Raw genomic sequence first — 15,092 nt, 5'->3', positions numbered from 1 at the left:
GCTATTAAATAAATAACAAACTCATTGATTAAAAAACGAATGAGTGATGTATGATGCGACAGTAAATACTGCTACTTTTTTACATTTTAATTTTGTCTTTATCCAGTTCTTCATAAGAAGAATTCTGGCTGATAAACTCTGGCACCAGTTCTTTCATTTTCTGTACTGTTGGCGTAAGATAGTGTCCTTTGGCGGTGTTTATCAGTTGGTTAATCTGCTCATTTACTTCGGTAAAATCTGATGACCTTACTTTGGCGATCATAATTTTTTCGTGGTAAGTGGGCATTGTATTTTCTGCATTGTTCAATAATTCTTCGTAGAGCTTTTCGCCTGGGCGAAGACCGGTGAAAACGATTTGTACATCGCGGCCAGGTTCTTTGCCGGTCATGCGAATCATTTTTCTTGCCAGCTCTGCAATCTTCATGGGTTTGCCCATGTCGAAAACAAATATCTCCCCTCCCTGTCCCATAGCGCCGGCTTCCAGCACCAGCTGGCAGGCCTCCGGAATGGTCATAAAATAACGGGTGATTTCCGGATGCGTGACGGTAATCGGGCCACCTTTTTCCAGCTGTTGCTTAAAGCGTGGAATCACCGAGCCATTAGAGCCTAATACATTTCCGAAGCGGGTGGTAATAAAGCGTGTAGGCGTAGACGTATACACCGGCCCCATCTTCATAAATTTTTCATTCAGCTTATTGTTATATGCCTGGATGAAAATTTCTGCGATACGTTTAGAAGCGCCCATGACATTGGTAGGATTCACCGCTTTATCGGTAGATACCATCACAAATTTCTCTGCGCCGGATTCTACTGCCAGCTCCGCTACGATCTTTGTTCCCAGCACATTGTTCATCACGGCAATGGATGGATTTTTCTCCATCATCGGCACGTGCTTATAAGCAGCTGCATGGTAAACGATGGCAGGCGCGTAGATGTCGAACAGTTGCTGCATGCGTACATTATCGCATACATTTCCGATGAAAGGAATGATGGGTACATTAACGCCTTTCTCTGCTATTTCCAGTTCCAGCTCGTGCAATGGCGACTCTGCTTTATCGCACAGCACAATTACAGAGGGTTCATAGTTGAGGAGTTGCCTTACTATTTCACTACCAATAGAGCCAGCTGCCCCTGTAACCAGGATGCTTTTGCCTTTGAGTTCTTTGCTTAGCTGTTGATTCTTGATGCTGATGACAGATCTTTCCAGGAGATCTTCGATATTAAGGTCCTTCAATTGGATACTATTATTAGTAGTGGCTCCTTCCGTCCATTCGCTCACGGGAATAATTTTTTGTACTCTTATATTCAGTGCAATACATTCTTCTACCAGCTCGTTGAGGTGAGCCGCGTCGAAAGGATCGTTGGGAATGAGCAGCAGGGAGATCTTCCCTTCTTTCACCATTTTAAACAGCTGTCCTTTGCGGGAATTATAAACGGGCAAGCCTTCTATCGACTTTCCTGCGTGCGCCTTGGTATCGGCCAGGAATGCGGCAATTCTGACATCCGTGGTAGGATCATCGGCAATAGCTTTGCGTAACATGAGACTGGAGTGCCCGTTGTAGTAAATAGCTGCCCGGGTGCGACTCTGGCTACGGAAATTATTATAGTATCTGAATATCCATTTCACCAGCAGGCGATAAGATAAGAGAAAGAAAGAAGTGATAAAGAAGTTGATCAGTATCACCGACATGGGGAATGCATTTAGTCGTGCTTCCAGCAGGTGACTGCGGTCAGTTGCAAACAGGAAAAGGCTGCTGAGTACATTGAGTCCTGCAATGCGGCCAATATCGGCCATGCTGGTAAATCTGACAATCCCGCGATAGGTACGTAATACCAATGCCAGCAGGAGGTTAATCCCCAATACTACGATCCCGATCAGCAGCATCGGATAGGCCTCTAATGCATCTACATCAAAGTTAAATCTGAGCAAAAAGGCTAAGTTAATTGCTATAACGGAACACCCCAGGTCTAATAGAAGTATTAGCCATGACGGGGTAATCCAGGATGAACTACGCACCATAGGTTCAATAATAAGATATGGTTATTAAATGTATTTACATTCGCCTGGTCAACTACATCCGCGCTTTTTTCAAGGTTTTCATAGTGTCGCGTCAGTTAATCCAGACGGGGTATTAAAAATGATTTACAAACTATTCGGTTTTCAAAGTTAGCACAAAGTAAATACTAAATTTGATAAGTTCTGTTATCAAAAGGTAAACTGTGGAAAAAAAATTTTCTAGTTCCCTTAAAATACAGATGAATAGGGCAAAGCATCCCCGAACCGGCTTAAAAAAGCGGTTATAAAAACAGTAAACCGGCTGCAATAAGCTGCTGAAATGCACCAGGAGTGCGCTGCTACAGCAAAATAACTTTACCGGATATACGAAAATAGGCGGATCAGCTTCTTAAGCTGTCCATACTAAATACTATTAAAGGAACCTGGCAACATTGGTGGTGATGCCTCCCTACTACTACTTGTACTTGTTGTAACGATTTGCTGGTCTTCCGCTGCTCTAAAGTGTCAGATAGATGATACATGGTCATGGTCTTTCAATTTTTTGGTTAACGCAGTGTGACGAAAAAAATATGGCTAAGTAAATATGGTTATAAACCTGCGTTAAAAATCAATCTTGCAACGCACGCATTCGAACAAACACCATACCAATTTACTAATTATTGAAATTATAGCGCTAAAGTTAGTAAACTATTTATTCAAATACTGCTGTGATTAAAAAATAACTAAACGATCTGGATACCTTACTATAAGCAGAAAGCGAAAAGCAGAAAGCAAAAAGCCATTGAAGCGAAGACAAGCATGGATTTTTTTACGATATCCGCTGCGATCTTCGCTTCAATGGCTTTTTGCTTTCTGCTTTTTGCTTTCTGCTTTCCTCCGGTGAGGTCGCTATAACGTATAGGTATACACGGAAATATCAGGCCCCTGTAATAAATACGACCAGGCTTTTTGCGCCATGGGCGCCGAGTACCAGCGACTGTTCAATATCAGCCGTTTTGGATGGGCCTGCAATAAATACACTGAAACCAGTTTGCGGTGCACCAATTTTCTCATAAGCCTCATGCATGGTAGGCAATATGTTTTGACGGGGAAGTACAATCGCCAGGTGCTGGCAAATAAACGGCAACACCCTGACTTTCATTTCCTGCTCGGTGAGCCAGATAGCGCCATTTTCTGCTACGCCCCATTGCCCGGGTACAATCGCCATATCTACATCTTCGAGCAAATGCGGATCTTCGTTGGCCCATTCCCGTGATACTTCGCGGGCATTGACCACACGTTGTAAATCCGGATAATGCTCCGCCAGCAAGGCCGGTATTTCAGATTCATCTTTTATTTCAAACAAGCTGCCTCCCAGTGCTTCCAACACCTTCCGGTAAGCGTCCAGTGTACCGGGCATGTTTCCGGAGAGGCCTTCCAATGCCGGAAGCGGCGCAAACTCCGGCTGGTTTTGTTTTACCGCGGCTAATATTTTATCCCTGCTGCTCATGAAGATTTTTTATTTTTTGCATACCATTCGGAGAACGACTGTGCCGGTGGCGCCGGCATCTCCCGTTGTTTATACCAGGGGTTCATGCGGTTGTTCACCATCCCGGGAAATGCACGCATGACCCAACGCCCCATTTTTCCCGCCGCCTTATACGTGCGGGGAGCTGATAGTACGCCCGTCATGATTTTCATGCTGGCCGTTTTAGCAGGAGAAGTATATCCCTCCTTTACCAATACCTGCCGCCATTTATATAACTGCTGATGGATATCGATTTTCACCGGGCATACATTGGAACAGGAGCCACATAAAGTAGAAGCAAACGGCAAATCCTTATAGTCCTTCATATCCAGGTTAGGCGCGAGAATAGCGCCAATAGGCCCCGCAACAGCAGTATGATAACTGTGTCCGCCACTACGCCGGTATACCGGACAGGTGTTCATACAGGCGCCACAACGGATACATTTCAGTGAGTTACGGAAATCTTCCCGTCCCAGCTGTCTGCTGCGTCCATTATCTACCAGCACAATATGCAATTCCTGGCCTTTTCTGGGCGCCCGGAAATGACTGGAATAGGTAGTGATAGGCTGACCAGTAGCACTGCGCGCCAGCAGGCGCAGAAAAATGCCCAGGTGCTTACGCTCCGGAATAATTTTTTCAATGCCCATACAGGCAATATGCACATCTGCCAGGTGTGCGCCCATATCGGCATTTCCTTCGTTGGTACATACTACCATTTCACCGGTTTCTGCTACGGCAAAATTCACCCCGGTAATGGCCGCATTGGCCTGCAGAAACTCTTTGCGCAGGTGCAACCTGGCGGCAGCCGTCAGGAATTGAGGATCAGCATTACCGGCAGGCGTTCCCAGGTGCTCGTGAAAAAGCTCCCCTATTTCTTCTTTCTTTTTATGAATGCATGGTAATACGATATGACTGGGCGGCTCCTTTGCCAATTGCACAATTCTTTCTCCCAGGTCCGTATCAATTACGTCGATGCCGTTGGCTTCGAGATGTGGATTCAGGTGACATTCCTCTGTGAGCATGGACTTACTCTTCACCATCCGTTTTACACCATGCTTTTTCAGGATATCTGTTACAATGCGGTTATGCTCGGCGGCATCGGCGGCCCAATGTACAATAGCACCGTTTTGCTGTGCCTGTTGCTCAAATTGCAGGAGGTAATCATGCAAATTGCCCAAAGCATTGAATTTTATCTGAGAGGCGGTTTCCCTCAACAGTTCCCATTCGGGAATAGTCCATGCAATGCGGTCACGTTTGGCCCGCACCCACCATAACGTTTCATCGTGCCAGTTAACCCTGGCTTCATTTTCGTTAAACTTGTCCGCCAGCGTTGCGTGATCAGCTGTTTGCCTGTTCATGGATATTTTGATTGAGAATTTCAGCAATATGCATCACTTTTACGCCGGCGTGTTGGCGGCGTAAAATGCCTTCCATGTGCATCAGACAGCTCACATCTGTTCCAGTGATGACTTCCGCGCCATGTTTAACGTGGTCGGCTACACGGTCTTTGCCCATCTTTACGGATACCGCTTCTTCTGCCACGCAGAACGTACCCCCAAACCCACAGCATTCATCCTGCCGGTCAAGTGGTATCAGCTCCACCCCTTCTACCATGCGCAACAGCTTTTCCGGTTTGGAAAACGGCGCCGCCACCAGCTCACTCATCTGTGCCAGCGCCAGCCCTCGCTGACCATGGCAGCTCTGGTGCAGCCCCACCTTACAAGGGAAGCGGGCGGGCAACGACTCCACCTTCAGAATATCCGTCAGGAATTCCGTTAGTTCGTATATACGTTGACGTATATGCGTCGCCTTATCTTCCTTCTCCGGATCATGTAGATGGTCTTTGATATGCAGCACACAACTCCCGGAAGGGCCTACAATATAGTCGTAGTCCGCAAAGTTTTTAATAAACAGTGTATTACACTGGTGCGTCAGGTGTTCATAGCCCGAATTGGCCATAGGCTGCCCACAGCAGGTTTGCCCCTGCGGGAACTCCACTTCACAACCCAGTTTTTGCAGCAATTGCAGGGTAGCAATGCCTACCTGCGGGTAGAACTGGTCAATATAACATGGTATAAATAATCCTACTTTCACGGGTAAAGTAATTTAGTAGCTTTTAGCTGTTAGCAGAGAGACGGCGAAAAAAAGGCAGCAATCCCACCACTGCTTTGCCGAAGCTTATTGGTAATATGCAAATTTAGCTGGCAAGGCCACAGTAATCCTACCTCTTTTTTACCGGTTACTGACTTATTTTTCACTGACTCAAAATAAATAAACAGGAGAATATTTGCAACCCGCACTATCCTGCCGGGGAGCGTAAAGCAGAAGGCAGAAAGCAAAAAGCTATTGAAGTGTATGACCAGAGCGGATTTTGTCTTTGTCCAGGATTAAACTGATTACCCTGATTTTACTTTTTTTGATGAAAAAAGAGAAGGGAAGATAGATGAGCATGTGGTTCATCTATCTTCCCTTCTCTTTTCTATCTTTCAACATCTTAAAAACAAAAATCAGGGTAATCAGTTTAATCCTGGACAAAGACAAAATCCGCTCTGGTCATACACTTCAATAGCCTTCTGCCTTCTGCTTTACGCTCCATTCATKATCTGCTCCTCCTGCTTCTTCTTCAGGTACCATTGCACCACGCGGATTTCCGCGAAACTGGCAGCATCGCCTACCCTTTCTTTAATGGGGCCGGCGGCAGTAGCGCCCAATTCACCGATATGTTTGAGTATGAGGCGCATGGTTCTTTCCGTAACAAAGCGATGGATATCCATTTCGCCGGCTTCCACGCATTGCGCCAGATGGCTTTCTATGGTGCCAATGGCCAGTTGGCGGGCAGTGGCGATATCTGCAATTGATTTACCTGCGAGGAATAGCTCCAGGGTTCCCCTGCGGCTGGCGCCTTTTTCTACTTTTCCTTTTGCCGCTTTTTCTTTGGCAGCTGTGGCAGGAATAGCTGCAGCGGCGGCATCTGCATCCCTCAATTTGGTATAATCTTTCAGGCCGGTGGTAAAGTTCAGTTCTGCGTAAGACACTTCCCATACATGGCGTAGCTTATTCCAGCAGTCGGATTCCAGCGCCATGAGTTGCAGCAGGTATTTCTTTGATTTAGCCTTCTTTACTTCGGCAATATGCGCCTGTAAAGGCAGAATCAGGTCGTCGTGGATACTTTGGGTGAAATAGCCGATGGCTTTGTTGACGCGCTGTTCCAATTGCTCCATTTCACCGGTTTGCACGGCGGTATCCAGTAACTGGTGTAGCTGTACAATGAATTTAGCCGCTACCTCCTGCTGTTGCTCTACCTTGGCCGACAAGCTGCGACTCAATTTGATAGCCGCGTCAAAATCGGGTACTTTTTTATCCTGTATCCAAACGGCATGGCTACGAATAGTGGCCTGCATACGGTACCAGTCGAACAACTGCAACAGGGATGTGGCCTGGAATTTCTTCCGTTCCATTTCCAACAATACCACCAGTTCGTTGGCTTCATTTTCTTTTTCGGCAAATTCGATCACCTGCCGGTCTGTTTTGATACTGCCATGCCCTATGCGGGAATGCAGTACCAGTCCTTCGAGCGACGTACAGCGGCTGAGGGCCACATATACCTGACCGGGTGCAAACGCGTAGCCGGCGTCAATAATAGCACGTTCAAAGGTAAGCCCCTGGCTTTTATGAATGGTGATGGCCCAGGCGAGGCGGATGGGAAACTGGGTAAAGCTGCCTATTTCTTCTTCCTCAATACTATTTTCTTCCTGGTTATAGGAGTAGCGGATATTGCGCCAGGTTTCCTTGCCCAGCTTCAGCTCTTCGTGAGAGCCTGCCAGCACCAACACAATTTCCTCGTCGTTTATTTCCTTAACGGTGGCGAGTTTACCATTGTAGTACCGCCTGGGCTGTGCCAGGTCGTTTTTCAGGAACATCACCTGGGCGCCTATTTTCAGCTGCAACAGCAGCTCTGTAGGCAGGGCTTTATCGCTGAAATCGCCGTCTATCTTGCCTTCGAAACGATATACTTTTCCTGGCATGTCGGCCAGGCGCCGGGCATTAATTTCATCCGCTTTTCTGTTATGGGTAGTGAGTACGATATATTCTTCATCTTCTCCCTTAAAATTCGGCTGATAATGCTCATTCAGCAGCACGAGGTCGTCATGAAGTACATCGTTATTACGTACGCGGTTGAGTATATCTATAAAGTGTTGTTCATTTTGCCGGTAAATTTTCTTCAGCTCGATATAGAGCGGCGGCGCCTGTTCTATTACTTTAGCGGCGAAGAAGAATGTACTGGTATAGTATTCAGAAAGCATTTGCCATTCTGCATCCGGCACTACGGGCGGGAGCTGGTACAGATCACCGATAAACAATAACTGTACACCTCCGAAAGGCAGCAGCGGTTTATTACGGAAGTGGCGCAGAATCACGTCAATGGCGTCCAGCATATCACAGCGCACCATACTGACCTCATCGATGATGAGTAATTCCATTTCCTGCAACAGCACCTTTTTATCGTTTGTAAAACGAATATTGCGAAACAGGCCATGCTTATCTGTACCACTGATTTCATCCATTCCAAAGCCTCTTTTAGTGCCTGGGATAAAGGGTCCGAAAGGCAGCTGAARAAAAGAGTGCATGGTGACACCACCTGCGTTGATGGCAGCTACTCCTGTAGGCGCTACCACTACTGTATTTTTCTTTGTATGTTCTTTGATGTATTTCAGGAACGTAGTTTTCCCTGTACCGGCTTTACCGGTAAGGAAGATATGGCGGTGTGTGTGGTTTATGAAATCTGCCGCCAGGTGAAAGATGGTATTCGTATTATCCGGTTGGGGCATTGAGTTATAAATTGAAACTGCAAATATAAGAAAACGCATGCAGACATTCTTAACATCCTCATAACTAAATCACCTGTATATTCGTTTTAGTTTTTGCCAACAAAATTATTTTAAATGGAAACCATCAAAATAGCGACTGCCCAGTTTGAAAACAGGAGCAATGATAAGGCCTATAATCTCAGCGTTATCCGTAAATTATCTGCACAGGCTGCGGCAGACGGCGCGCAGGCGGTAGCATTTCACGAGTGTTCTGTAACAGGCTATACTTTTGCGCGGCATTTATCGAAAGAACAGATGCTGGCGTTATCTGAATTTATTCCGGATGGCCCGTCCATCAAAGCATTACAGGAAATTGCGGCTGAAAATAATATTGCTGTACTGGCGGGATTGTTTGAAAAAGATGCAGCTGATAACTTGTTTAAAGCTTATGTATGTGTAGATAAAAACGGGCTGGTAGCCAAATACCGGAAGCTGCATCCGTTTATCAACCCACATCTTACACCGGGTAATGAATATGTTGTATTTGATTTGCTGGGATGGAAATGTGGTATGCTGATCTGTTATGATAATAATGTCATAGAAAATGTACGTGCTACCGCCTTGCTGGGTGCTGAAATTATTTTCATGCCACATGTTACCATGTGCACTCCTTCTACCCGGCCAGGCGCAGGTTTCGTAGATCCAAAGTTATGGGAACTGCGCCATGCAGACCCTACTTCGCTGCGACTGGAATTTGATGGCATGAAAGGTCGTTCCTGGCTGATGAAGTGGTTACCGGCGCGTGCATACGACAATGCCGTCTATGCTGTTTTCTCCAACCCGATTGGTATGGATGACGATCAGTTAAAAAATGGTTGTTCTATGATCGTGGACCCATTCGGTGATGTAATCGCAGAATGCCGGAAACTGGATAATGATGTGGTAACGGCAACGCTTACACGAAATAAATTAACGGAAGCCGGAGGACATCGCTATCGCCTGGCACGCAGACCGGATTTATATGGAGAAGTGATTGCGGCGCCGCATACTTCTGTGCAGAAAGTGGTATGGCTACAAGATAAAGCATAGAGACTTGATAATTTATCGGCCTTGATCCGTTTTTGCTCAAACAGGCTACAGCAAAGGTTTATATGCTTATCTTCCAAAATAAATTAAAAAATATATTATGTATAAATGGTGCTTATATATTTGCATCGTCTGTCACCGACATTATCTGTCTCACTAGAAAAGCAGACGTTGTTTTTTAATCATCATTTATACCTATGACAAAAATGAAATTTTTGGCTGCTGTGGCATGCCTGGCTGTAACCTTTTCTGCCTGTAAGAAAAAAGACAAAAACGATGAGAGCGCGAACAATAAAGCAGCCCTCGTTGGCAAATGGAACATGATAGAGACCTATGCTCTTATCAACGGAGAGAAAACACCCGGTGAGGAGTATAAATTGGGCGAATATGAGCGCTTCACCGCTACTGACACCCTCTATAACGGCGATAAGACCACCGTACCCGGACATGAATTGTTTGTTTTTTACAAAGTAGTAGGTAGTAATGTTTATCTCTACAACGAAAAAAGCATGAATGATCGATCAGAAATCTGGCACATTGACGCTATCAACAACACAGACCTGACCATGTCAATAGAAGGAGAAGAAAATGGCGTAAAAGCGAAAATAGTAGTAAAGGCAAAAAAACAATAGCTACTTTAATTTATTATAATAAAAGCGCTCCGCAAGGGGCGTTTTTATTTTACTGTTATTGACGCAATACCACATAAAAAAAACCGCCCCTGCAAAGTAGGCGCGGTTTGTAACAAAACTATTATAAAATAAATTATGCCAGTCTTACGTTAACAGCGTTCGGACCTTTTCTGCCTTCTTCGATGTCGAATACTACGCGGTCATTTTCGCCGATGCTTTCTTTGATTCCAGAAACGTGAACAAAAATTTCTTGTCCTGAACCTTCGATTTTAATGAATCCAAAACCTTTAGCTTCATTAAAAAATTTTACTACACCTGTTTGCATTATATTTAATATTTAATTGTGAACGTGTTCTCGCCATTTATTTTACAGCAGGCGGCTACCTGGGCGACTAAAAGAGAAAGTGTAAGTAAAAGCTGAATGTGAGAGGTGATCTACCAACAGAATTGCAATACATTATCTTAAGAAGCGGTACGAAGATAGGGGATTTCCGGAATACAACCCTAATTTTTTTTAAAGTTTTTCTGGCGTCAGGGCTGGGTTAGCTCATAATTCCATATTAAAATATATTTTCGCATTATATATGAAACAGCCTGATGCCTGGCGAATAAAAGCCATATTAACCGGATCTGCGGGTAACCTGGTAGAATGGTACGACTGGTACATTTACGCCACTTTCTCCCTATATTTTGCGCCGGTATTTTTCCCGAAGGGCAATTATACGGCCCAATTACTCAATACAGCGGCCATTTTCGCGGTAGGCTTCCTGATGCGCCCCATTGGGGGCTGGCTATTTGGCCGGATAGCAGATAAGCAGGGCCGGAAAGCGTCTATGACGCTATCGGTGCTGCTGATGTCGCTGGGTTCGTTGCTGATTGCCTTTACACCTTCTTATGAACAGATTGGCGTTATCGCCCCTGCCCTGCTCCTGCTGGCCCGGCTGTTGCAAGGCCTGAGCGTGGGCGGTGAATACGGTACCTCTGCCACCTATCTAAGCGAAGTGGCGACGCCTGAATTGCGTGGTTTTTACTCCAGCTTTCAGTATGTAACGCTGATTGGCGGCCAACTGACCGCACTGGGCGTACAAATGCTGCTGCAGAAAGTGTTTCTGACCCAGCCCCAGCTACACGAGTGGGGTTGGCGTATTCCGTTTGTGATTGGCGCTGCCCTGGCGCTTTTCGCGCTGTACTTGCGCAGACATATGCAGGAAACGACTTCTTTCGAGCAAATAAAGAATGAAAAAGAGAAGGGATCGCTGAAATTGCTGTTCCGCCAGCATCCGAAAGCGGTGCTGACCGTTATAGGATTGACCATGGGCGGCACCCTGGCCTTTTATACCTATACCACCTACATGCAGAAATTCCTGGTGAATACGGTACACCTGAGCATTGAACATGCCACTACCATCACCTTTTTCCTGATGCTGATCTTTGCCTGTTTACAGCCACTATTTGGCTGGATCTCGGACATATATGGTCGTAAACCGCTGCTGATTGGGTTCGGCGTACTAGGTACCCTGTTTACCGTGCCCATTCTCACCGGTATCAGTCAAACCAGTTCAGAATGGACTGCCTTCTGGCTGATATTACTGGCCCTGCTCATTGTAAGCGGCTATACTTCCATCAATGCAGTAGTAAAAGCGGAAATGTTTCCCGCGGAAGTACGGGCATTGGGCGTTGGATTCCCTTATGCCATTACCGTGGCCATTTTTGGAGGAACAGCGGAGCCCATTGCCCTGTATTTTAAAAAGACAGGGCATGAACCGATGTATTACTGGTACGTGACCATCTGCATTTTTATCTCTTTGCTGGTGTATCTCGGCTCCCGCGATACTAAAAAGACGTCTTTGCTGGATAAGGATGCGTGATTTCCCGAACGGTGCCATCGTGGTGCCCAATGATCAATCTGCTGGCGTAGTCGAGAAACAGGCCATTTTCTACTACGCCGGGAATGTTGTTGAGTTGCGTATGTAGCGCCGGCGCATTGTGTATTTTCTGGTAATGGCAATCCAGTATATAATTTCCGTTATCTGTTATAAAACGGTTGTTGTCTTTCATCCGCAACACCGGATGCGCACCTAACGTCACCAGCTGTTTGAAGGTAAGCTCCCAGCCGAAGGTGGCTATTTCCACCGGCAACGGAAATTTGCCCAGGTGCTTCACCAGCTTCTGTTCATCAATAACTACCAGCATTTCTCTGGAGGCAGCAGCAATAATTTTTTCGCGCAATAGCGCTCCTCCGCCGCCTTTAATCAGCTGTAGATGCATATCTGCTTCGTCTGCACCATCAATGTCGATATCTATCTTTTCTATCTGATCAAAACCCACCAACGGAATGGCCTGTTCCACCGCGAGTTGGGCCGACTGCTGTGAAGTGGCTACAGCTTTAATTTCCAGGCCGGCCTTTACCATTTCGCCGATACGCATAATAGTATAATACGCCGTGCTGCCAGTACCTAACCCTACTGTCATTCCTGATTTAATATAGCTGGCCGCTTTTTCTCCGGCGGCTTTTTTTCCGATATCTGTTTGTTGCATGAATCAAATATAACGAAAAGCGGAAAGCAAAAAGCGGAAAGCAAAAAGCTATTGTAGCGAGTGATCAGTGCGTATAACATATCCGCTTGAGTCCATCCGCTACAATAGCTTTTTGCTTTTTGCTTTCCGCTTTCTGCTTATCTAAATCTTGCTGGCGAAAAAGCGTTTATATCGATGCTTGTCTTCTGCTGATTGGCCAGTTCTGTCAACAGCTTACCGGTAGCGGGTCCCAGGCTAAGGCCCATCATGGCATGACCGCCGCCGAGTAAAAAGTTCTGGAAGCCTGGCAGGTAACCGATGTATGGCAAACCATCTGGTGAACAGGGTCTGCATCCACTCCATACGGCTGTTTTTTCAGGCATTTTTATCGGGAGATTGGTAAAATAATGTTGTATAGAATCTACGATTCCTGCCACACGGTTCATATTCACGTTTTCGTTTACCGGTGCTACTTCCATGGTGCCACCATAGCGTAAGCGGTTGCCCATAGGCGTCATGGCTACTCTGGCTTCGCATAAAATAGCCGGGATATTCAGGTTTACGGCAGGTGATTCCAGCGTCACGGAATATCCTTTTCCTGGCATCATGGGTACGGATGCTCCCGCCAAACGTGCTACTGCAGGCGTCCAGGAGCCGGTGGCCAATACAAATAAATCGGCGGTATGTGTTTCGCTGCCGGTAACTACGGCAGTTACTTTTTGCCCATTGGTTTTGACCGCTGTTACTTCTTTATTCGGGAGAAATTGTACTTGTTTTCGTTGTAAATAAGCGATCAGTTGTCCCATGAGGTCATTGGGATAGAGGTGACCATCGCAACGATAATGTACGCCTCCCAGCACATCCATTTCCAACTGTGGTTCCAGCTGCTGCAAAGCGGTTTTATCCAGCACCACTGCATCCAGGCCCATATCGTTTGCCTGGTGTGCCATGTGCGCTTCTTCCTCTCCCACCGCGGCAGTTTTATAGTACATGATGATGCCTTTGCGTTCAAGGCCAAAGTGAAACCCTTCCTGCTGCGCAAGATCCGTATACAACGAGCGGCTAAAGAGGTTGATATCCCGCAGGGGTAATGCCGATGCCGCCACATGTTGTGCGTTGGCACTTTTCACAAATTTCAGTCCCCAGCTGATCAGCTGTTTGCTGAGCGCAGGTTTTACATAAAAAGGGCTCTTGCTGTTAAACATCCAGCGTATGCCCTGTGATACAATACCTGGCGCCGCCAATGGTACAAAGTGGCTGGGCACAATCATGCCCAGGTTGCCATAGGAACAGTTGTTGCTGAAATCTCCTTTATCAATAACGGTGACTTCCCAACCGCTTTCCTGCAGGTAGTAAGCACTGCTAAGGCCAATAATACCACCGCCTATGACGATTGCTTTCATATCTTCTATTAATTTGATCCCCCGGCGCTTTTATTCGCCGGGTTCCTTGTTCCCGATAATGTTTAACCGTAACCATCATCTAACGGCGCTGTATAAACGATATTTGGCTGCCGATGCTACAGGACCTGAAATCCATGTACATACGGATCATCGTCGTCCAGGATAATGGTGTTGTAGCCTGTGACCATGGCCCAGCCTTCAACGCCGGGTACAATTGCTGGTTTACCGGCCACCGTGGTTTCGGCTTCAATAGTACCAATGAATTGTGAGCCGATGATACTTTCATGGATGAAGCGATCGCCCTGTTTCAATTTTCCTTTGGCATGCCACTGCGCCATCCTTGCGGACGTGCCGGTACCACAGGGAGAACGGTCGATGGCTTTGTCGCCGTAAAACACGGCATTGCGTGCGGTTGCCTCCGGGTTGATGGTGGCGCCCGTCCACAGTAAATGACTCAGTCCTTTGATATGCTCATTTTCCGGATGTACGAAGGTATATTTTTCGTTGAGTCGTTTACGTAATTCACGGCTCCAGGAAATAAGCTGATCTGCTGTATAGTTTTCCAGTCCGGGAAAGTTCTCCTGCGGGTCCACGATGGCATAGAAGTTACCGCCATAGGCTACATCTACGCGCAAGGTACCCAGATCAGGACATTCCACTTCCAGATTTTCCGCTGCCAGGAAAGATTTTACGTTGGTGAGCTTTACAGATTTCACCTTCTTCCCTTCCTGTACATAATCTACCAATACCAGTCCTGCCGGTGTTTCCAACCGGAGTTTGCCTGGTACTTTAGGGGTTACCAGTCCCTGTTCTATAGCGATCGTCACAGTACCAATGGTACCATGACCGCACATAGGGAGACAGCCACTGGTTTCAATATACAATACGCCGATATCATTGGCTTCGTCTGTTGGTGGATACAGGATGCTGCCACTCATCATATCATGTCCTCTCGGTTCAAACATCAATCCTTTGCGAATCCAGTCGAACTCCCGCAGAAAATGCAGGCGTTTTTCCATCATGTTATTTCCGGTAAGAATAGGACCACCGCCTGCTACCAGTCTTACCGGGTTACCGCAGGTATGGGCATCTATGCAAAAAAAAGTTTTAGCAGCCATAGCA

At 46.4% G+C, this 15,092-nt stretch carries 12 protein-coding genes; 3 read left to right on the top strand and 9 right to left on the bottom strand.

All coding sequences use genetic code 11. The annotated features are described in order from the left end of the window. Positions 1–79: 79 nt before the first annotated feature. From AC1DFM_RS28840 to AC1DFM_RS28820, 5 genes are all read right to left on the bottom strand, one after another. The gene (locus AC1DFM_RS28840) at positions 80–1,930 is read right to left on the bottom strand and encodes a polysaccharide biosynthesis protein (protein ID WP_477080244.1); all 1,851 of its coding nucleotides are present in this window, start codon (positions 1,928–1,930) and stop codon (positions 80–82) included. Positions 1,931–2,933: 1,003 nt separating this feature from the next. Next, positions 2,934–3,506 carry a LutC/YkgG family protein gene (locus AC1DFM_RS28835; RefSeq protein WP_477080243.1) on the bottom strand — a complete coding sequence of 191 codons (573 nt, stop codon included), beginning with the start codon at positions 3,504–3,506 and terminating at the stop codon, positions 2,934–2,936. Beyond that, the gene (locus tag AC1DFM_RS28830) at positions 3,503–4,882 is read right to left on the bottom strand and encodes a lactate utilization protein B (protein ID WP_477080242.1); all 1,380 of its coding nucleotides are present in this window, start codon (positions 4,880–4,882) and stop codon (positions 3,503–3,505) included. The genes AC1DFM_RS28835 and AC1DFM_RS28830 overlap by 4 nt, the downstream gene beginning before the upstream one ends. Continuing rightward, positions 4,863–5,618 (bottom strand): (Fe-S)-binding protein, encoded by a 756-nt coding sequence (locus AC1DFM_RS28825; protein WP_477080241.1) that lies wholly within the window; start codon positions 5,616–5,618, stop codon positions 4,863–4,865. Before AC1DFM_RS28825 ends, AC1DFM_RS28830 begins: the two co-directional genes overlap by 20 nt. Positions 5,619–6,109: 491 nt before the next feature. Next, the gene (locus AC1DFM_RS28820; protein ID WP_477080240.1) at positions 6,110–8,353 is read right to left on the bottom strand and encodes a helix-turn-helix domain-containing protein; all 2,244 of its coding nucleotides are present in this window, start codon (positions 8,351–8,353) and stop codon (positions 6,110–6,112) included. Positions 8,354–8,467: 114 nt separating this feature from the next. Here AC1DFM_RS28820 and AC1DFM_RS28815 point away from each other — a divergent pair, with 114 nt between their 5' ends. Then, positions 8,468–9,421, top strand: a complete 954-nt coding sequence (locus AC1DFM_RS28815) for a nitrilase family protein (protein WP_477080239.1) — start codon at positions 8,468–8,470, stop codon at positions 9,419–9,421. A 203-nt stretch (positions 9,422–9,624) separates the two neighbouring features. Continuing rightward, positions 9,625–10,050 carry a hypothetical protein gene (locus tag AC1DFM_RS28810; protein WP_477080238.1) on the top strand — a complete coding sequence of 142 codons (426 nt, stop codon included), beginning with the start codon at positions 9,625–9,627 and terminating at the stop codon, positions 10,048–10,050. 133 nt (positions 10,051–10,183) lie between these two features. Here the strand turns inward: AC1DFM_RS28810 and AC1DFM_RS28805 are convergent, their stop codons facing one another. Further along, a complete protein-coding gene (locus AC1DFM_RS28805; protein WP_477080237.1) occupies positions 10,184–10,375 on the bottom strand; it encodes a cold-shock protein in 192 nt (63 codons plus the stop codon). 259 nt (positions 10,376–10,634) lie between these two features. Between AC1DFM_RS28805 and AC1DFM_RS28800 the strand changes: the two genes are divergently transcribed. Continuing rightward, positions 10,635–11,918, top strand: a complete 1,284-nt coding sequence (locus tag AC1DFM_RS28800; RefSeq protein WP_477080236.1) for an MFS transporter — start codon at positions 10,635–10,637, stop codon at positions 11,916–11,918. Here AC1DFM_RS28800 and rpiA read toward each other — a convergent pair. The 3 genes from rpiA to AC1DFM_RS28785 form a co-directional block, all read right to left on the bottom strand. Next, the gene (rpiA, locus tag AC1DFM_RS28795; RefSeq protein WP_477080235.1) at positions 11,884–12,588 is read right to left on the bottom strand and encodes a ribose-5-phosphate isomerase RpiA; all 705 of its coding nucleotides are present in this window, start codon (positions 12,586–12,588) and stop codon (positions 11,884–11,886) included. The two genes, AC1DFM_RS28800 and rpiA, sit on opposite strands and share 35 nt — an antisense overlap. Positions 12,589–12,725: 137 nt before the next feature. Then, positions 12,726–13,970 (bottom strand): NAD(P)/FAD-dependent oxidoreductase, encoded by a 1,245-nt coding sequence (locus tag AC1DFM_RS28790; RefSeq protein WP_477080234.1) that lies wholly within the window; start codon positions 13,968–13,970, stop codon positions 12,726–12,728. Positions 13,971–14,086: 116 nt separating this feature from the next. Then, on the bottom strand, positions 14,087–15,088 hold the full coding sequence (locus AC1DFM_RS28785; protein ID WP_477080233.1) for a 4-hydroxyproline epimerase: 1,002 nt from the start codon (positions 15,086–15,088) through the stop codon (positions 14,087–14,089). Between the last annotated feature and the right edge of the window lie 4 nt (positions 15,089–15,092).

Source organism: Chitinophaga sp. 05T412 (assembly GCF_056396465.1).
This window is presented reverse-complemented; position numbering and strand designations above follow the sequence as displayed.